The organism is Xanthomonas sp. JAI131 (assembly GCF_013410075.1).
In the GTDB taxonomy this organism is placed as follows: Bacteria; Pseudomonadota; Gammaproteobacteria; order Xanthomonadales; family Xanthomonadaceae; genus Xanthomonas_A; species Xanthomonas_A bonasiae.
The window spans coordinates 674,646-692,961 of the sequence record NZ_JACCCN010000004.1 but is presented as its reverse complement, the minus strand read 5'-3'; the positions used below and the strand labels follow the sequence as shown (position 1 = coordinate 692,961).

Here is an 18,316-nt window from a genome sequence, read left to right as displayed (position 1 = left end):
GCTGAAGCCGCTCCTGCAGTCACTGCGGCGCGTCCGCGGCCGCGCCTTCGCGCAGGCCGCGGTAGGCGGCGGCCAGCGCCTGCACGTCCTCCGCGGAGAACAGCAGTTTCAGCGCCGGCGACACCTCGTAGCGGTCCTCGCTGCCGCGCAGCTTGGACAGCAGGTGGTTGTCGCGCATCTTCGCGATCGCCGCCAGCACCCGCCGCGCAAAGCCGGCACGGTCGGTGGACACGTTCTTCTCGTACACCGACAGCACTTCCAGCAGCTGCGCCTCCTGCACCACCGCGCGTTCGCCGCGGGTGTCGGCTTCGGCCAGCTGCTGGCGCAGGAACAGCAGCAACACCGACTCGATGAAGGTCAGCGGCGCGGTGCGCAGCAGCGCCGGGGTCTCCAGCTCGGCGGTCTCGGCCTGGCGGGCGAAGGCCACGCCGCCGTCGCGGTCCAGCACCAGTTCCAGGAACAGCTCGCACAGCACCCGGCGCACCGCCGCCTCGTGGCGCAGCAGCGCCGGCCACAGCGGTCCGTGGCGGTAGGCGTCGATGCTCGGCCCGGACAGCAGCTGGCACAGCGCGCGGCGCGCCTCCAGCGGCAGGGTGCCGGTGTCGCCGGCGAACAGCTCGCTGCGGCCGTCGGCCTGGGTCGCGGCGGCGGCCGCGGGGTCGAAGCCGTCGGCGTCGCCGCCGGGCACATCGTCAGACCAGTTCATTGCGTTTTTCCTTGGTGAACCACACCAGCGGGATGCGGGCGCGCCGCAGCTGGCCATCGTTGCCTTCCCACTGCACCGCTTCCCATTCGTCCGCGACCACCACGCCGTGGCGCGTGCCCAGCGCCAGGTAGCCGATCACGCTGCCCAGCCCCTGCTGCGCCGGACGCTGCCGCAAGGCCTCGCCGATGGTCAGCTGCGGGTACTGGCCGAGCAGCGCATGAAGGTCCTCGCGCAGGCCGCGCAGGTCGATCTCCGACTGCGCGACCAGGTCGCCGACGCTGTCCAGCGAGATCGTCGCCGCCTCCGCCGCCTGCACCCGGCCATCGACCTGCTGGCTGCGCGGGTCGTGCAGCCGCCACTGCGACAGCGAACGCAGCCGCGCGCTGCTCAGCGGCAGCGTGTAGCCGGTGGCGGCGGTGGCGTGCAGCCGGTCGCGCAACTGCAGCGCCTCGCCCTGCGCCTGCTTCAGCAACTGGTTGAGCCGGCGCTGCTCCAGGTAGCCGCGGCTCTGCACGAAGCCGCGCAGGCTGCGCGCGAAATGCTGCATCACCTCGTGCACCTGGCCGCCGCGCTCGAGCAGGGTGCCGGTGAGTCCGCGCAGGAATGCGCGCTCCTGGCGGTCGAGCCGGCGCGCGAACCCGCGCGCCAGCAACGTGTCCAGCGCCGCGTCCAGCTGCACGCTCTGTTCGGCGTCGTTGAGCAGGCTCCAGAACGCCTGGAAGCTGCGCCCGGCGTCGCTCTCGCCGATCACGTCGATGCCGGCGAACAGCTTCTCCAGCACGTCGCCGCGCGCCCCCTCGTCGTCGATGATGCGCTCGCGGAAATCGCGGTTGAGCTGTTCGAAATCGTCGCGAACGCGGCGGAAATCCTCGGCCAGGTCGTCGGACAGGCGGATGATGTCGCGGGTGCGCTCCAGCGCGCGCTTGCCGTCCAGCGCGGCCAGCTTGCCGGCGGCCACGCGCTCGATCTCCGCGTCCAGGCGCGCGCGTTCGGCGCGCAGCGCGGCCAGCCGCGCGTCCGGATCGGTCTCGGTCTGCCCGGCCAGCTGCACCAGCTGCTCGATCACCAGCGACAAGCGGCTCTCGGTGGCGACGCTGGCGCTGCCCTGCACCCCGGCGATGAAGCGGATCGCCTGCGCGGCCTGGCGCGACAGCTCGTACTCTTCCTCGGCATCGCCTTCGGGCAGGCGCCGCTCCAGCCAGCCCTGCGCCAGCCAGTGCGCCAGATAGGCCTGCGCGGTGCGCGGCAACTCGCGCGACAGCTCGTCGTCCTTCAGCGCATCCAGCTGGCGCTGCAGGCGCTCGTGCAGCACCGACGACGGCAGCCGCCGCTGCGCATCGCCCAGCAGGGTCTGCAGCAGGCCGATCAGTTCCGGCGCATGGTCGGCGGCGAGCAGCTTCCACAACGGCTGTTCGCGCAACTGGCGATAGCCGGCGATCCGGACACGGTGCTTCATGCAGGAACCGACGACCGCCCCATCCGCACGCTCAGCGCACGCCGCCGTCGATGAAGCGCAGGAACTCGGCGCGGGTGCGCGCGTCCTCGCGGAAGGTGCCGAGCATCTTCGAGGTGACCATGCTCACGCCGCGCTTGTGGATGCCGCGGGTGGTCATGCACTCGTGCGCGCCTTCCACCACCACGCCCACGCCCAGCGGCTGCAGCACGTCCTGGATGCACTGCGCGATCTGCGCGGTCATCTTCTCCTGCACCTGGAAGCGCCGCGCATAGGCCTCGACCACGCGCGCCAGCTTGCTGATGCCCACCACCTTGCCGCGCGGCAGGTAGCCCACATGGACCTTGCCGATGATCGGCGCCATGTGGTGCTCGCAATGGCTTTCGTATTCGATGTCGCGCAGCACGATCAGCTCGTCGTAGCCGGCCACTTCCTCGAAGGTGCGCAGCATGTACTCGCGCGGATCGGCCTTGTAGCCGCTGAACCAGTCGCCATAGGCCTCGGCCACGCGCCGCGGCGTGTCCAGCAGGCCTTCGCGGTCCGGGTCCTCGCCGGCCCAGCGCAGCAGCGTGCGCACGGCGGCTTCGGCCTGGTCCTGGGTCACAGGGGAGTCGGGGGTCTTCTTGGAGTCGGCCATGAGCGAAAACGCCCGTGAGGGGGGCTGCATGGTACCCGAGTCGCACGCGTGCCGCCGAACCCGCAGGCCGACGCCCCGCCGGGAGCGCGGCGCCTGCCGCGGCACGGGCGCGGTGGTCACGCCCGTGCCGCCGCCGGCCTCAGCCGCGTCCGGCCGCCGCCTTCGCGGCCTTGCGCTCGCGCATCGCGCGCTCGTCGTCCAGCCAGTTCGCGCCCTTGTTGGTCAGGAAGAACATGTACACCACCAGCGACACCGCGATCACCGCCGTGGCGTACCAGACGAAGGTGGTCACATGGCCGGTCTTCAGCGAGGCCTGGTACAGCAGCGGCGCGGTGCCGCCGAAGGCCGAGTTGGCCAGCGCGTAGCCCAGGCCCACGCCCAGCGCGCGGATGTGGGTCGGGAACAGCTCCGCCTTGACCACCGCATTGATCGAGGTGTAGCCGGTCAGGATCACGAAGCCGCCGGTCAGGATCGCGAACGCGGTCAGCCAATCGCTCTGCTTGGGTAGTTCCAGCACCAGGAACCAGGTGTAGAGCACGCCGCCGATGCCGAAGAACACCAGCAGGGTCTTGCGCCCGATGATGTCCGACAGCCAGCCGCCGACCGGCTGCATCAGCATCAGCACGGTCAGCGCGACCAGGTTGATGATGGTGCCGGCCATCACGTCGTCGCCGGCGAACGCGGTCTGGATCATCTTCGGCCCGGTGACCGAATAGGTGTAGAAGGCGATGGTGCCGCCCGCGGTCACCAGGAAGCACAGCAGCAGCGGCCGCCACTGGTGCACGAACAGCTCGTGCAGCGAACCGGCCGAGCGCGCCCCGCCCTTCTTGGCCTCGGCGATGGAGTCCGAGCCCAGCGACTCGTCCATCGTGCGGCGCAGCCAGAACACCACCAGCGCGCCGATGCCGCCCAGGCCGAACGCCAGGCGCCAGCCCCATTCGGACACCCAGCCCTTGTCGGCGAAATGCAGCATCAGCAGCAGCGTGGTCTGCGCCAGCACGTGGCCGCCGACCAGGGTCACGTAGTGGAACGAGGACAGGAAGCCGCGCCGGCCCGGGATCGCCGCCTCGGACATGTAGGTGGCGCTGGTACCGTACTCGCCACCGGTGGCGAAACCCTGCAGCAGCCGCGCCAGCAGCAGCACGATCGGCGCGGCGATGCCGATCGTGGCCACCGTCGGCGTCACCGCGATCACGAACGAACACAGCGCCATCAGCGACACCGAGATGGTCAGCGCCAGGCGGCGGCCGAAGCGGTCGGCGAAGCGGCCGAAGTACCACGCGCCGATCGGCCGCATCAGGAAGGTCATCGCGAAGATCGCCCACACGAACATCGTGGCGTTCTTGTCTTCCTTGGAGAAGAACTGCGATTCGAAATAGGTGGCGAACACCGAGTAGACGTAGACGTCGTACCACTCGACCAGGTTGCCGGCCGAGCCCTTGAGCGTATTGGACACCGAGCGGCGAAGGCTGCCGGGCGCGGCACCAGAAGCGGCGGCGGTCGGAGATGCGGGTGTGCTCATGCGATGAGACCCTTCAGCTGGACATCGCCGGAGTATAGGTGGCGATGTGCGAGGACGCTGTCGCGAATGGCGTCAGCCGACCCGAGCGGCACGCGCGCGCGGCGCGTGGCCGCCGCGCGTCAATCCGCCGCCTGCGGCGCGCCGAGCGACTTGCTGTACATGCCCGAGCGGTCGAAGCAGCAGGCGCGGCGCTTGCCCGAGGCGAGCATGTCGCAGGCGCTGGCGATGCGCTTGACCCGCGTCTCGGCCTTCTTGCCCGAGACGATCCAGAAGATCCAGTCGCGCCGCGCCAGCGCGGTGATGTCGTCCCAGGTCGCACGCGCAGCCGGATCCGCGGCGAGCGCGGCGGCCAGGTCAGCCGGCACCGCCGGTTCCGGCTCCACCGCCACCGGCGAGATCTCCAGCGCAACGGTCTCGCCCACCGTGAGTCCGGCTGCCACCCGCAGCGCTTCTTCGACTTTCAACCAATGGCTGCCCTGCCCATCCGGCTCCAGCGTGGCCTGGAACGGCTGGCCGGCAAGCGTGCCGTCCACGCTGACCATGCTGCGCGTCGGCAGCCTGGCGCTGGCTTCGGCGGGCAGGACCAGGAAGGTCCAGGCCGCATCCTTCGGCGCGGCCGGCCGCAGCAGCCTCGTCTTGAAGCGGATGGTGGCATTGCCCTTGGTCATGGCGCGGAAGATAGCACTGCGTGCCGGCGGGTGATTCCGGCAGCCGCCGGGCCTCTTGTCGCCGCGCTGGAGCGCCTCATCGCGCCGGTCGCGGACCGCCGTGTGGTGTTGCGGACGCTGCCCACACCGACCGCGCGCAGGCGCGGCCTGACTGGATCGCCCTGTCCTGCCAACAGCAACAGACCCTAAGCGTGCTGTCACCCGACAAATGAACGGAGCCTCGCACGCGTTACGATGGCGCCCCCACGGCCGCACCCTGCAGACCCCCCATGAAGGCCCGCACTCCCGACGCAGCCGCGGCGGCATGAGCAACGTGTCGCATCGCGCGGACCCCCGGGCCAAATCCTGGGTCGAACGCCTGGACCCGTGGATTGCCGCCATCGTCAGCGCCGTGCTGCACCTGCTGATGTTGCTGCTGTTGCTGCTGGCCGACCCGCCCACCATGAGCACGCCGCAAGGCGCGGCCAGCGGCGGCCGGACCAAGGTGGACTTCATCGGCGCCACGCGCCAGCCGGTGCATCCGGCCAAGACGCCGCCATCGCCCACCCCCGCGCAGAAGCCGGTGGCGGCCAAGAAACGGCGCGCCACTTCGCCGGTGCAATCCACGCTGGTCGCACAGTCCGACCACCCGGTGCCGCCGCCTGATCCGGCCGCCACGGCCAGCACGCCAGCGCCGCCAGCGCCCACGCCCGCCGAGCAACCGGCGCCGCCGCAGCCGGACCCCGCCGCGCAGCAGCAGGCCCAGGCCGCGGCCAGCGAACCCGAACCGACCCAGCGCCGCGAGACCTGGACCGGGCGGCCGCCGGGCGCCATCGACCAGGACCTGGGCCCCAACGAGGCCGGGCTGGTGCGCGACGGCGGCGGCCGTGGCGGGCGCCGCGGCGACCCCAGCGACGCCGGCCCCAGCATGGAACTGGGCGGCTACCTGGTCTATTACGACCTGCGCAGCGAAACCCTGCTGCGCGCGTGGATGGACCAGGGCATGAAGGAATTCTTCATCCTGCTGCCCGGCACCCAGTACCGCATGGCCTGCCCGCTGGAGATCGCGATGAAGCGCGGCTCCGGCAAATGCCGCGCGCTGCCGCCGGACTCCCCGGAACTGAAGGCCATCGGCGACGCCCGCGAGGTCATCACCATGCTGCAGGTCTACAAGCAGGGCGAACTGGTCTGGCGCGGCCCGGGGCCGTACAAGTAAGCCCCTCCCCTGGGGAGACGGGTTGGGGTGAGGGTGCGGCGCGAAAGCGACTCGCGGAGTTGGGTGCGCGAGGCTTCGCCCGTACCCTCATCCGCCCCTGCGGGGCACCTTCTCCCGATGGGAGAAGGAACAGCCAAAGCCCCTCTCCCCCCGGGAGAGGGGTTGGGGTGAGGGTCCGGCGCGAAAGCGACTCGCGGAGTCGGGTGCGCAAGGCTTCGCCCATCCCTGCATCCGGCGTTGCTGCATAGAGACGACAGCGCTTCTACCCCGATGCGCAGTGCGGCAGCTCGAAACGTTCGCTCACCTTCCGCAGCGATGCCGACACGTGAGCGCGCCAGGCAATGCGCACGCGCGTGTCGCCGCGCTCCCCGCATACCTACCGCCACTGGGCCAGTGCCTTTTCGCCACCGCCATCGATCGGCACACGCAACGTGAATGGAAGCGTGCACGAGGTCACGCGCCATCACGCTTCATTTGCAATTGCCCATCGGCCTTGTTGATAGAGTCGCCGCGCGTCCCTGGCGGGCGGCCCACCTGTGCAACGTGGCCGACCGCGACGCCGGAGCAATTCATTCAATAGGAGGTGTCACGTGCACTGGAAGTCCACTGTCGCAATGCTCGCCCTGTCCGCCGCCGCCCTGCCGGCCTTCGCCCAGCCCGATCGGCAAGTGGTCGAGGACATGCTGCTCCGCTCGGCCAATGTCTGCCCCGGCCACAGCACCGACCGCACGGCGCCCACCGTGAAAGCCGTCCCCGTTGGCGCACTGCGCGTGATGCTCGACCGCGGCCTGGTCATGTGCCCCGACCGCCGCCTCGACGCCGACGCGCCGGCCGTGTTCTACGGCAGGCTCGGCGTGTTCGCCTGGAACCCCGAAGTGAAGGCCGGCTCGACGGTGATCGTCAAGCAGATCGGCGCCATGACCCGCAACGAGGAATACCCCGCCGAGACCCTGGTGTGGGACGCCAACGGCAACGCACTCAAGCAGCAGACCGTGCCCATGTTCGAACCGAAGCCCGGTGCGGCGGTGCTGTACAAGGTGCGCTGATCCGCTGCGTCCGGCCTGCGCAGCCGCGCAGGCCACTACACCCGGCCGGCATGCCCTGATGGGGCAGCCGGCTTTTTTCTTCTACGCCGCGCGCACTGCTGGACACCTCCACGCGCGCGGCATGCGCCATGACCTACGGCGAAACCAGGCGCCCCCCGACGCCGCTGCCTCGCCGCTTCGCGCCACCCAATCGATGCGATGGCCCATTCCCGACATGCACTGCATGCCGGATTATCTTTCAGTGCGCGGCGATCACCTTTATCGCGAGATTATCGAATACCGAAAGATCCATTTTTGAATGAAGCGCGGCGCCATCTAATTTTTCCGCCATTGGCGAAACAGGCAGAAATCCATCGAAAGCATGCGGATTTCAAACGAATTTCCGCATCAGTGTGCCGCTCCGCACGCCGCCACACAGACGCGCTACAGGATTTATTTTCGCTGCGTGTCTCGATATTCGCCAGATTGCCGCGCGAATCCATACTGCAGATAAACATTGCCGCGAATTGTCAGAAAAACCATCGCAGCGCCGTAGTAGCGTTTGGCCCCCAACCCCACGGTCCCGTGCAACCGGGATTCAATTGCGAGGACGTTGTTCATGGCCACACTGCGGAATCGGCTGGCGCTGCGCGTACTGTCCACCATCGGCGTTGCGAGCGCGCTGCTGCCCCTGGCCGCCTCGGCCGCACCGGCGCGCGGCACGCTGCTCAAGAGCAATGTGCTGACCAGCTACACCCACCAGGCGATCGGAACCCTGCTGGCCAACGACCAGTCCACCGACCAGGCCAAGTGCGACGTGCGCGTCGCCGAGTTCACCTACGCCACCATCGGCGTCGACGGCGAGCCCGCCACCGCCTCCGCAGCGCTGCTGGTGCCGGGCGGCAGCCAATGCGCCGGGCCGTTCCCGCTGGTGAGCTACAGCCAGGGGACCGAGTCGCTGCGCCGCGCCGAGCAGGCCAAGGAGATCCGCGACGCCAAGGGCGACGACACCATGGTCACCCACCTCGCCACCCAGGGCTACGTGGTGGTCAGCAGCGACTACCTCGGCATCGGCCAGTCCAACTATCCGTTCCATCCCTACCTGCACGCCGCGTCCGAGGCCAGCGCCACCATCGACGCCCTGCGCGCCGCGCGCCAGGTGCTGCAGCGGCTCAACACGCCCCTGTCGGGCAAGGTCATGCTGACCGGCTACTCGCAGGGCGGGCATGCCGCCATGGCCACCCAGCGCGAGATCGAAGCGCACCTGTCCAACGAATTCCACCTGATCGCCAGCGCGCCGATCTCCGGCCCGTACGCGCTCAGCCAGACCTTCCGCGACAGCTGGAGCGGCCGCAGCGCCGTGGGCGAGAACACCTTCGGCATCGTGCTGGCCAGCTACGCCATCGTCGGCATGCAGCACACCTACCACAACCTCTACCTCGACCCGGCGCAGGTGTTCCAGGATCCGTGGGCCAAACAGGTCGAAGCGCTGTTCCCCGGCACGCAGAGCCTGACCGACCTGGTGCTCGGCGACACCCTGCCCGGCGTCGACAAGATCCGCCAGTACTTCCAGCCCGGCTTCTACAAGGACTTCGCCAGCAACGCCAACGACCCGTTCCTGCGCGACCTGGAGCGCAACGACCTGCTCGACTGGGCGCCGCGTACCCCGACCCTGCTGTGCGGCTCGGACAACGACGCCACCGTGCCGCTGAAGAACGCCACCACCGCCGTCGCCGCGTTCAAGGCCCGCGGCAGCAACCAGGCGTCCGTGCTCGACCTGGGCAGCGGCAAGCCCAGCGACAACAGCGCCGTCGAGCACCTGCTGACAGAAGACGCCTGCGCCGTCGCCGTGCGCCAGCAGCTGTTCGACAAGCTCCGCTGAGTTCGCCGCAGAGGATCGCAGGGGCAACCTCCTCCCCCATGCCCTTGCGATCGCCAGCGATCGGACGCTGCCGCGCCCGACCATCGGCGCGGCAGCGTCCGGGGCGATGGCCGCGCGGACTGCGGCGATCGCGCATCGCGGCTGGCGGGCGTAGCCGAACCAGCGTGTCGCGAACGCGGACCAACAAGGCGCGGACCTTCCGCGCAAGCGCAACGCAGCACCGCACTCCCGGCACGCGCTCCTCGATCAACCGGCATCGCCCCCGATGCAGGCAGCGCCCGCAACCGGCGCTGCCTGCATGCCACCGCGCAGCGCATGCACCACCGCGCGACCAACCGCATACAACAGCAACGGCACCATCCAACTGGCCCACAGCAACAGCGCGATCAGGCCGGGCGATGGCGTCATGCCCAACCCGATCGCCGTGGGAAGCGCCAGCCGGAACAGCACAGGTGCAAGCGTCGCCAGATAGGCGCGCACCATCCAGCGCTGGTGGCGCAGCACCTGGCCGCGCAAGATCGCCAGCAACCCCATCGACGCGGTGACCAGCCACACCAGCGCCGTCACGGAAAACGCCAGCCGGATCGACAGCGGCGCCGGCGACGTGGCGATCAAACCGACCGCCCCGACCATCGCCACCGCCATGCCGGCGAAGTAGACCCGCCCCACCCAGCGGTGCAGCCGCGGCCACCGCCGCCAACGCTGCGTCGCGAACTGCAACGCGCCGAGCAACAGGCCGACCGCACCGCCACCCAGGTGGCACCACAGCCAGCCGCGCCGGGTCAGGAACATCGCATAGGCCGGCGACTGCAGCGATGCGTATTTCGCGTACACGGAGTGCACGAACTCCCCGGCGAACACTGCCTAGGCCAGCCACAACAGCCACCAGGCCAGGCGCGCGCCTGGCTTGGTGCGCGGCGCCACCACGCGGCGCTCCACTGGCACTGACTCAATGCGCATGCCTGCCCCTTCGCACTGCCGGACCCTCGGCAGCGGCACGCTAGCACGGCGGCGCCCACCGGGCAGCCGCAGCGTCGGGCCATCGTCGGACCGACCCGACGCACAGCGGAGCACGCCGCAGCGGCCGGCCGGGCCGGTGTTCAACCGTCCATGCGCACGCCCGCGCGTGGCCGCACGCGCGTCACTCCTCCCCGGCCATGCGCACCACCAACGCGCCATCGCGCACCTCGATCCGCAAGGTGCTGCCGATGGCAAAGCCCAACTGTTCCAGCCAGCGCCCGCGCAGGCGCAGCGACGGCACTACCTGGTTGCTGGCCGGGTAATAGCCGTAACCCATCTTGCAGCGCTGCGGCGGGCGCCGGCGGCGGGGTGCGCGCGGCGTGCGGGCCGCCTCGGCGGCTAGTTCGGCGGCGATCTGCTCGGGCGTCAGCATCGGGGTGAGCGTCGGCTCCACGATGGTCCAGTCGCGGAATTGCGCTGTCTGGCGGGGCTCACGCTTGCGCGAGGTGGCGGCGGGACGGGAAGGCGGCTTACGCATGGCGCGACTCCCCGTGCGACACCGCCGCCAGGCTATCGTCACCCAGCCGCTGTGCGTGGATCTCGTCCACGATGCCGCGCACCGCGCGGGCGGCAGTGAAGATGCTCTCGCCCAGGATCGACACGCTCTTGTCGTCCAGCGGCGCCCCGCTGCACACCGCCACCATGTCGCTCTGCGCGGTGATGGTGCGCAACAGCGCGTGGAACTGGTCGAGCTGCTGCAGGGTGACGCCGAAGGTGAAGCGCTCTTCTTGCGTCTGTAGCGTGGCCGCTGATGTGGCTTGCCGCGGGGCGGCGGTGGTGCGGGCTTTCGAAGTCGTCATGGCATCCGTCCTTGACGTGGGCGGACGGGTTGTCCGCACAGCCAACGTAACGCCCGCTTTTGGATATCCAAAAAACAGATATTTCCTCGAGATTTCAGCAAAGAGACTTGTTTCCTGCTCGCGTCACCTGATTCGATGGTGCGACCCACGTCTGGCTGTTTGACGCGCACCAGCAACGCTACACATAAAGAAGCCCCCGATCCGCGGCGACAGTGCGACGTCAGATACTCTTCACGGACGCGTCGGTCATGGCTTACAACCGTTCCGGTTGATTTTTAGACTACTCAGAGGTTCCATAAACCCGCTGATTAGCTGATTTCGCTCCAGACGGGCACGCCTTCGATAGGCCAAAACGCTGCTCCCGAACTGAAGGCCAATTGAATCTAATTGATCAGAGAATCATGGACTCAGCGATTAAAGTCCCAGTGCCGACCAACTCTCATCTCGATTTCTGGATCGACAACTACCTGTACAGGGATACCATCCAGCAGGGTGGGATGCCTGTCCCAATGAGAAACGGACTCTTCCATGTCCCAAAGTTTATCAACCGTCTGATGTGCTTGAAGCATATGCACACGGACACCGACGAGCGGCTTGTCCGTCGTGAACTTCGCCAGCGTATTACCAATACGCTCAAAGCGGAGATCCTCGACATCGGGTCCATCCATCGTCTCGTAAGCGATATGTACGACAGAGAATTCGTCAACTGGAAGCTGCATCACGGCGTCGGACAGGCGCTTGCGAACGTCCCTAGCCTTTCCCGCAACTGAGCGGGGGGACATGAAGTAACGTGTGATTCCAGATGCCCAAGCTATATCATCTGCGTAGGCACCAAGTATCTCGATAGGGCTATCAACAACGTGATCGATCTTAGCCAGTGTAGCGATGCTTACGGCAGAGTCGAGTGGCGCCCAATCTGCACCGAGAAGAGTAGTTAGCGCAGGTGAGTTAAGCTTCACTTTGAACTTCGACATATGCTCCGCGACTGCTCGCCTGTCGATCGGTCGGACCTCTACTTTCGCTTCGGTCGTGTCATATATCGTTGTTTCGCCTTCTGATACAGGTAACGAACCTGCCAAGATGTCTGCGAGGAAACCGGTAGGTAGCGAACTAGCTTCAACCTTGAAGCTTGCCTTCAGCCACAACCACTGTCCGTTCTCAGATAACACCTTCGAAGTAGCATTCCACATATCTATAAAACGAGCACGCTCCCGCTCCCCATACTCCGAGGTGCGAGAAAGCTTCTTGCATTCGATGTAGAGCGTAAGGCCATCCTTCGTTACACGCATATCCGGCTGCTTCTGCAATGCTGTTGACGGAAGGAACTCGACTTCCCATCCCGTTGCTGCGTAGGAGAGTGCCACCAGTATCTCGAACAAGGTTCCGTCAGGATCTGATCGATAGCTTGTGAGCATGTCGTCGAAACGATCGTAGAGCCCAGCGACTCGGTCAGCGTAATCTAGTCTCAGGCCTATAGCAGCCAAGAACGGCAGGGCCCGAGAAGCTTGGCTCACCTCAAGGCTCAAAGGGTCTTCTAGAGCTAGTTCAGCCAGAAGCATATACCAAGCTATCTCATCCCTCTGCACTCGGATTGACACATATGGCCCATTACCCAGTCCCTTAAGAGATTCAGCAAGAAGATCGATCACTCCCTGTCTTCGTCGCACCCACTCTTCAGCGCCCAATCGCCCCAATAGGCCATCAAGCGCACGGCGCAAAGCTCTGTCCTGCTCGGCGTCCCGCCCTCCCATCGCTTCAGCCAAAGCACGCTTGGCCCGGCGCACTGCCTCAGCCCTCCGCTCATCGAAGGTTCCTCTTATTCTTGCCTGACCCATCCATATCTCCCAACGAAGAGCGAGCACACCCCGCGCTACAACTCTATCCACGCCGCGACAAGAATAAATTCTCATCTTGAGCGAGAATGCGGCGCCGCCCGGCGCACATCATATGACGGGATAATTCCCGAAGTGAACGCTAACCTGCAGGGAGCCTAGGCGTTCAAGCTCCTCAGCTTGGGAAGCGACTGCGACTGATGAAATCTAGTACACAACGGTATCCGCAAAAGCTGCTAATGGATCCGGGGCTGGCTCAAAGCAATGCTTCAAGATCATCCTACCATCCCCTGAAACCTCCCAATTAAGCTCGGTGCCTTCTCCGCTTGCATAGAGAGTTCCGATCTTTGAGATTAGAAAACCGTTCGCCTGTAGTGCAAAGCGGCGCCCTTCCTCAATATCGTCGGGCCGATGCCTCTCCGCAAGACGCTCCAGGTCATCCACAAAGACGCCGGCGATCATCGTCGACAGTCGCAGAATGTCCTTACCTAGGATATGCCCACGCCCCATCGCCACAAAGAGATTTCCGATCAGCCTTGGCTTATCGATTGGATCAGACTTCTCAAGGATGTCCAGAATTGCAAGTCCTACCCGCTCCTGAAGCTCATCGCTGCCAGCAAGTCCATCCACCATTCTTGATCGTTCGGCCCACGTTAGATTGGATACAGCACCGATGAAACTTTCGACCTTTTCAATAAATATCTGATCGCGGATGGCCAGAAAGCTACGCCCCATACCGACAACTGATGAAACGACGGGGATTTCCTTGAGCATCCCGTCTTCCAATCCCACATCTAGAATTGCCTCGACGACTCCTTCGGTAAGCGAGCCCAAATGCGCACCTTTAAGCGCCCGCATCAAATTTTTCGCAATACCCATCTGGCTCAGCTCTCCGAAAAACTGAGGCCAGTGTGCGCTTCCCAGAGCAACGGGGCTAGAGAAGATATCTATTTGAAAAGCATATTTCCTCTGCCCCCTGCATCTACCATTGTCTCGATTCGTAGACGGCGCAAGCACCCTGCGGACAACCCCCGCTGCTGGCGCTATGTTGGGTGCTGGGACGGGGGTCGCATGGGGCGCAGACGGGGAAACACGGGATTTGAGCGCGCTGGCTGCATTGCCGTGGCCGCTTGGGCTAGCGGCCGGCATCGCTGGCTTTCTTGTCGTGCGCTATGGCCTAGCATGGTGGCTCTCCCGGCACGGCGGCATGCTCGCGCAAGGCATCGCGCAGCACCCGGACAGTACGCTCGGGCCGTTTGCGTGGATCGTGCTGATCGTCTGTTGGACGGCTGCGCTCTTCTCCTTCCTCGGTGCACGCCATCGCCGCCGCCTGCTGGACACCCGCACCACACTGGAAAGCCTCGCCGACGGCGGCTGGCGCCAATTCGAACTACTGGTCGGCGAAGCCTTCCGCCGCCAAGGCTACAGCGTGGAGGAAAACGGCCTGGGCGGTGCGGATGGCGGCATCGACCTGATCCTGCGCAAGGACGGCCGCCGCACGCTGGTGCAGTGCAAACAATGGAAGCGCCAACAAGTCGGCGTCAGCGTCGTTCGCGAGATGTATGGGCTGCTAGCGCATCACCAGGCCCACGCGGTGAAGATCGTTTGCATCGGCAGCTATACGAACTATGCGGCACGGTTTGCACAGGGCAAGCCGATCGAGCTGATCGGTGGCGAGCGCTTGCTGGGGATGATCCAGGCGGCACAACGCGAAGGCGTGGCCTGGCCCTCTCTCAAGCTGCGGATCGAACCGGCGCTTGTCGCCGCGGTCGACGCTGCCGCTCAAACGCCAACCTGCCGGCAGTGCGGGAGCGCGCTAATTCAGCGGGCCAACAGACGCACGGATGAAGCCTTCCTTGGCTACAGTCAGTTCCCGCGATGCCGAGGAACCGGATAAGTGGACCTGACCCCGTTAGTCGATCTTTGCTCAATTTATCCATCTTCATTTTTTATTGGAAGACGAATATATGGAGTCAACCAACCGGCTACACCCAGAGGTAAGCCGTGCGAGCACCCTAATCTGCTCTCTACAGGCCTCAACATTTGATTCATTTGGATAGTTCATGGAGTGATCCACTTCGCCCCATAGCTCCTCCGCGAGCGTTCGCACTTGTATTTCACAGGTGAGCTTTGTAGCCGAATTTGATTCAATTACATAGTGCACACTAGTATACATCTTCTCGCTATCTTTCGTTGCTATACCAAGAGACTCATAGAATCGGCGATATTCATCGTCCCACGTCCTAGCTGTCGCGGCCTCAATTACCGAATACCTGTATTCAGCGAATACGTCGTTCAAAGCGGCATTGATCGCGCCTATCTGCCTGCTATGCAGGTGTAAAATTCGCAAGCCAGCGAGATCGTTTATTTTTTCGAATAAGTTGTCAGGAGTTATAGAAAATCCTTCGCCGGCTCTCGCCTTTAATAATTTCCTAGCCAATTTATCCTGAAGATGTGTGGGATCTTTAACGCGAAATCTAATAGAGTGAACGTGCGGCGACAAGGACCGTGCCCGCTGAACGTTGACTACCAATGACGAGAGCATTGCTTCTACCAATCCGAGGTCACCTTTAAATCGCTCGACTATTGGCTTAATAATCTTTTTCTCTTCAGAATTTAGCAACGCATAGTTGTTTTTCACAGCGTTGCCTCCACGCCCTTTATACGAGCCAGCAGCTTCTTCGCCAAGGAATTTAGCGCTGAACGCGCTTGGTCTTTCTGATATTGCTGGCCTCCGTCGACATTAAATATTGCTGTTCCTTGGACCTGAGCAAGCTGTGCAAGACCGGAGAAGTCCTTAACTTGCCCCAAGTTAAACAGGCTCTGCGAACCAGGAGCCAGCTCTGGATCGACGGCCCTTAAGACAGCGACAAGATCGCTATAGCTTTTTTTATCAAGATCTCTAGCAAAGACCTTGTTGTCCTCTGTCAAATCCCCCCCATACATCCTAAATTTCTGGAGAACATAGCCGATATATTTAGGCTTTCCAGACAAAAGAGGTACCCCTGAGGGAGCAAGCTTAGAAATAAGGTCCCAATCCTGGACCCAATTCGCAACAGAATGACCTAGAGTTTTTAAAGCTCTTGTAGAAAAATGGTCGCACGCCGCAGGTACGACGAAGTAATCAGTCCCAAGAAGCACTGCCCTGTTTAATGGGCCAATATTAGGTCCGACATCGAAAAGTATGAATTCGGCACCAACGCGCGACGCCGCTTTTCTAGCGACTATGTCAAGCGCCGACATTTCTGTGAATCCTCTTACTTTTCGCTGAAGGCAATCCATCCAAGATTGCTGCAAAGATATTTCATATTCACTAAGACGTATATCTCCTGGAAGAAGATAGACCCCCTCTGCTCTTTCAATAGGTTCAAGCTCGTTGATTGCTCCATTGAGAACAAACAATGGCCGTATAGCGGACCATATGGTTTTACCACTATCTGTCTCCGAGTCATCAAGCAGTTTATCGACTACATCGGACTCAACGAGATAGGAAGTCAGGTTACACTGCGGGTCTGCATCAACGAGCAAAACGCGCTTCCCTAAATCGGCCAATGCAAAAGCCAAATTAACCGCGAGCGTTGTCTTCCCGACGCCTCCCTTGTGATTAAACAAGGTGACAACTCTAGGCTTCTCCCCTAGCCCGTTCTCCATGTCCACCCCTTATTTTGTTTTTTTCTGAGGCCGCCTGGCCCGTACGTTCAGCATAGATGATTTAGCTGCGTCCCTGTCTGGGAGAAGCTCCACATATTTTTCGCCAACAGCGCTAAGCTGCTTATTTCCTTTTGTTGAAGCAACCAGAAACCCTCGAGCTCTTGCATTATCGACCGCGACAGCGGCATTTGAGAACTTAGGCTGAGCTGCTTCGATATTCAAACTACTTATGTCTACCGTCTTGAAATGAGGTGTAGACCTGAAATGTGCCAAGTAGTAAGCGAGGCAAGCTACGCGCTCAACATCAGTTGATGGCTGTTTATCGCGAACAAACTCTTTCGGAGACATTGTTCGATCTTCTGAAAAAGACGGACTTCTGCCAACTTGTAAATTTTTTATGTCCGGCGAGATCTCACTAAAACGTTGTGGCGGGTGCGCAACACCAAAAAAAGTGGATACGGACGCCAAAACTCGGTGCTGAGAATCAGGATCCAAGGATTTCATAATGGCTACGATTTGTGTAAGCGCTTCTGAGTCTTCCATACAACCTCCTAATCTTGGCGACTATTCTCACATGTTTTGTCGGCATCAACACCCAACCCATAGCACAAGCTGATCTCCTTATGCTATGCATCCTAAAGCTCCCTTCGACATGATGCACTTCCCCGTTGCGCATACGATGCCCCTAGACCTCAACGTCTTTGGGGAAAAATGGGAAACCGGAGTCAGAGTGCACTTCTTCCATGCCACCATAGCCTGGCGGCATGGACGTCGGCTCCAGCCCACCACCCCCGGTTGTCCGATTGACTGCTAGCCAAAGCACCCCACAGAATCCGCTCCCACCCCACAGTGGGTGCTCTTCGCCGTTGCGGCTCATGCAGCACGCTCCCCCCGGCTACGACTGTCCGTTCTGCGGTATCGCCGCCACGCTGCCCTCGCCTGCGCCGGAATCGGCCGTTGTCCTGGTGGATGCCAACGTGTACGCCCTGGTACCGACGCACCACTACGCCGGCATCCAAGGCAACTGCCTGGTGATCCCGCGTGGCCACTACGAGAACGTGCTGGACATGCCCGACGACCTGGGCCGCGAGGTCTTCCGCGCCACGCGGCGCCTGGCGCACGCGATGCTGGCCGCCTTCGGCTGCGAAGGCATCTCCACGCGCCAACACAACGGGCCGGCCGGCAATCAGGATGTGTGGCACTACCATCTGCACGTGTTCCCGCGCTACGCGAACGACGGGCTGTATGGGGGGCAGAAAGTGCGCTACGCCACCGAGCAGCGCATTGCGCTGGCCGCGCGTCTCCGGGCTGCGTTGCCGTAAGCGTGCCCTCCGGAAGGCCTGCATCCCCTGCCTGGCTGTGGCCCCGTGAATGCTCTGGGACGTAAGCACCTGGCAAGGCCCGGTGAGTCCTTGGCGCGCTTGCCCTTTCGGCACGATGGGCGCCTGATTCCTTGCCCCCTGCACTCTTGACTTTCCATACAGCCGAAGCGCCTCATCCTTGCCGCGATTTCAATACCGGAGCGCTGGAAATGACGAAGTGGATGGGGGCCGCGCTGGCCGCGGCGATGCTGATGACCGGCTGCGCCAAGGTGGAGGGCGAGAAGTTCGTCGGCCACTGGGTCAATGTGGAATCGCAGGACGACACGATGGACATCGAGCGCAATGGCGACTCCTTCATGGTGCGCAACACCACGCCGCGGTTCTTCAGCCGCAAGCCCAAGACCGAGAGCTACCCGGCCATCTACAAGGACGACGTGCTGCAGGTCTCCAACGACGGCGAAACGGTGAACTTCGCCATCGACCAGGCCAATGGCCACCTGCGCACCGGCAGCGACGAGTACCAGCGCGTTCCGGCCAAGTGAGCGCGTCGCCGGGGCGCTAGGTCTGGAAGGAACGCCGCGCCGCTGCCTCTCGGGCCGGCGC

20 protein-coding genes are annotated in these 18,316 nt (G+C 63.7%); 6 read left to right on the top strand and 14 right to left on the bottom strand.

The window, feature by feature from the left end; all coding sequences use genetic code 11:
• Nucleotides 1–19 precede the first annotated feature (19 nt).
• From HDC36_RS19450 to HDC36_RS19430, 5 genes are all read right to left on the bottom strand, one after another.
• Entirely contained in the window at nucleotides 20–706 is a 687-nt protein-coding gene (locus tag HDC36_RS19450; RefSeq protein ID WP_179570520.1) for a DUF4194 domain-containing protein, read from the bottom strand.
• Nucleotides 693–2,162, bottom strand: coding sequence for a DUF3375 domain-containing protein (locus tag HDC36_RS19445; RefSeq protein WP_179570519.1), 1,470 nt, complete (start codon nucleotides 2,160–2,162; stop codon nucleotides 693–695). The genes HDC36_RS19450 and HDC36_RS19445 overlap by 14 nt, the downstream gene beginning before the upstream one ends.
• 31 nt (nucleotides 2,163–2,193) lie before the next feature.
• Nucleotides 2,194–2,796 (bottom strand): GTP cyclohydrolase I FolE, encoded by a 603-nt coding sequence (gene folE / locus HDC36_RS19440; protein ID WP_179570518.1) that lies wholly within the window; start codon nucleotides 2,794–2,796, stop codon nucleotides 2,194–2,196.
• A 139-nt stretch (nucleotides 2,797–2,935) separates the two neighbouring features.
• Nucleotides 2,936–4,318: an MFS transporter gene (locus tag HDC36_RS19435; RefSeq protein ID WP_179570517.1), complete on the bottom strand. Its 1,383-nt coding sequence runs from the start codon at nucleotides 4,316–4,318 to the stop codon at nucleotides 2,936–2,938.
• Nucleotides 4,319–4,437: 119 nt separating this feature from the next.
• The gene (locus tag HDC36_RS19430; RefSeq protein ID WP_179570516.1) at nucleotides 4,438–4,986 is read right to left on the bottom strand and encodes a YdeI/OmpD-associated family protein; all 549 of its coding nucleotides are present in this window, start codon (nucleotides 4,984–4,986) and stop codon (nucleotides 4,438–4,440) included.
• Nucleotides 4,987–5,290: 304 nt separating this feature from the next.
• On the opposite strand from HDC36_RS19430, the gene HDC36_RS19425 reads away from it, so the two are divergent.
• On the top strand, nucleotides 5,291–6,181 hold the full coding sequence (locus HDC36_RS19425) for a type II toxin-antitoxin system RelE/ParE family toxin (RefSeq protein WP_179570515.1): 891 nt from the start codon (nucleotides 5,291–5,293) through the stop codon (nucleotides 6,179–6,181).
• A 614-nt stretch (nucleotides 6,182–6,795) separates the two neighbouring features.
• Entirely contained in the window at nucleotides 6,796–7,227 is a 432-nt protein-coding gene (locus HDC36_RS19420) for a hypothetical protein (protein ID WP_179570567.1), read from the top strand.
• Between the two features lie 432 nt (nucleotides 7,228–7,659).
• Here the strand turns inward: HDC36_RS19420 and HDC36_RS19415 are convergent, their stop codons facing one another.
• Nucleotides 7,660–7,827: a hypothetical protein gene (locus tag HDC36_RS19415; RefSeq protein WP_179570514.1), complete on the bottom strand. Its 168-nt coding sequence runs from the start codon at nucleotides 7,825–7,827 to the stop codon at nucleotides 7,660–7,662.
• On the opposite strand from HDC36_RS19415, the gene HDC36_RS19410 reads away from it, so the two are divergent.
• On the top strand, nucleotides 7,826–9,088 hold the full coding sequence (locus HDC36_RS19410) for a lipase family protein (protein WP_179570513.1): 1,263 nt from the start codon (nucleotides 7,826–7,828) through the stop codon (nucleotides 9,086–9,088). The two genes, HDC36_RS19415 and HDC36_RS19410, sit on opposite strands and share 2 nt — an antisense overlap.
• A gap of 246 nt (nucleotides 9,089–9,334) precedes the next feature.
• Here the strand turns inward: HDC36_RS19410 and HDC36_RS19405 are convergent, their stop codons facing one another.
• The 5 genes from HDC36_RS19405 to HDC36_RS19385 all read right to left on the bottom strand — a co-directional run bounded on the left by HDC36_RS19405 (nucleotide 9,335) and on the right by HDC36_RS19385 (nucleotide 13,619).
• Nucleotides 9,335–9,949, bottom strand: a complete 615-nt coding sequence (locus tag HDC36_RS19405) for a DUF2306 domain-containing protein (RefSeq protein ID WP_343204360.1) — start codon at nucleotides 9,947–9,949, stop codon at nucleotides 9,335–9,337.
• A 280-nt stretch (nucleotides 9,950–10,229) separates the two neighbouring features.
• Complete coding sequence (locus tag HDC36_RS19400; protein ID WP_179570512.1) at nucleotides 10,230–10,586, bottom strand: SymE family type I addiction module toxin; 357 nt, start codon at nucleotides 10,584–10,586, stop codon at nucleotides 10,230–10,232.
• On the bottom strand, nucleotides 10,579–10,908 hold the full coding sequence (locus tag HDC36_RS19395; RefSeq protein WP_179570511.1) for a hypothetical protein: 330 nt from the start codon (nucleotides 10,906–10,908) through the stop codon (nucleotides 10,579–10,581). The genes HDC36_RS19400 and HDC36_RS19395 overlap by 8 nt, the downstream gene beginning before the upstream one ends.
• 407 nt (nucleotides 10,909–11,315) lie before the next feature.
• The gene (locus tag HDC36_RS19390; protein WP_179570510.1) at nucleotides 11,316–12,557 is read right to left on the bottom strand and encodes a hypothetical protein; all 1,242 of its coding nucleotides are present in this window, start codon (nucleotides 12,555–12,557) and stop codon (nucleotides 11,316–11,318) included.
• Nucleotides 12,558–12,947: 390 nt separating this feature from the next.
• The gene (locus HDC36_RS19385) at nucleotides 12,948–13,619 is read right to left on the bottom strand and encodes a hypothetical protein (RefSeq protein WP_179570509.1); all 672 of its coding nucleotides are present in this window, start codon (nucleotides 13,617–13,619) and stop codon (nucleotides 12,948–12,950) included.
• Nucleotides 13,620–13,905: 286 nt separating this feature from the next.
• Here HDC36_RS19385 and HDC36_RS19380 point away from each other — a divergent pair, with 286 nt between their 5' ends.
• Complete coding sequence (locus HDC36_RS19380; protein WP_179570566.1) at nucleotides 13,906–14,637, top strand: restriction endonuclease; 732 nt, start codon at nucleotides 13,906–13,908, stop codon at nucleotides 14,635–14,637.
• A gap of 45 nt (nucleotides 14,638–14,682) precedes the next feature.
• Here HDC36_RS19380 and HDC36_RS19375 read toward each other — a convergent pair whose 3' ends face one another.
• The 3 genes from HDC36_RS19375 to HDC36_RS19365 are packed head-to-tail and all read right to left on the bottom strand — an operon-like array spanning nucleotide 14,683 to nucleotide 16,934.
• Nucleotides 14,683–15,381, bottom strand: coding sequence for a (p)ppGpp synthetase (locus HDC36_RS19375; RefSeq protein WP_179570508.1), 699 nt, complete (start codon nucleotides 15,379–15,381; stop codon nucleotides 14,683–14,685).
• On the bottom strand, nucleotides 15,378–16,391 hold the full coding sequence (locus HDC36_RS19370) for an AAA family ATPase (protein ID WP_218848607.1): 1,014 nt from the start codon (nucleotides 16,389–16,391) through the stop codon (nucleotides 15,378–15,380). The genes HDC36_RS19375 and HDC36_RS19370 overlap by 4 nt, the downstream gene beginning before the upstream one ends.
• A gap of 9 nt (nucleotides 16,392–16,400) precedes the next feature.
• Nucleotides 16,401–16,934, bottom strand: a complete 534-nt coding sequence (locus tag HDC36_RS19365) for a hypothetical protein (protein WP_179570495.1) — start codon at nucleotides 16,932–16,934, stop codon at nucleotides 16,401–16,403.
• A 332-nt stretch (nucleotides 16,935–17,266) separates the two neighbouring features.
• Here HDC36_RS19365 and HDC36_RS19360 point away from each other — a divergent pair, with 332 nt between their 5' ends.
• Nucleotides 17,267–17,713, top strand: coding sequence for an HIT family protein (locus HDC36_RS19360; RefSeq protein WP_255432818.1), 447 nt, complete (start codon nucleotides 17,267–17,269; stop codon nucleotides 17,711–17,713).
• Nucleotides 17,714–17,922: 209 nt separating this feature from the next.
• The gene (locus HDC36_RS19355; RefSeq protein ID WP_179570493.1) at nucleotides 17,923–18,255 is read left to right on the top strand and encodes a hypothetical protein; all 333 of its coding nucleotides are present in this window, start codon (nucleotides 17,923–17,925) and stop codon (nucleotides 18,253–18,255) included.
• The last annotated feature ends 61 nt before the right edge of the window (nucleotides 18,256–18,316 follow it).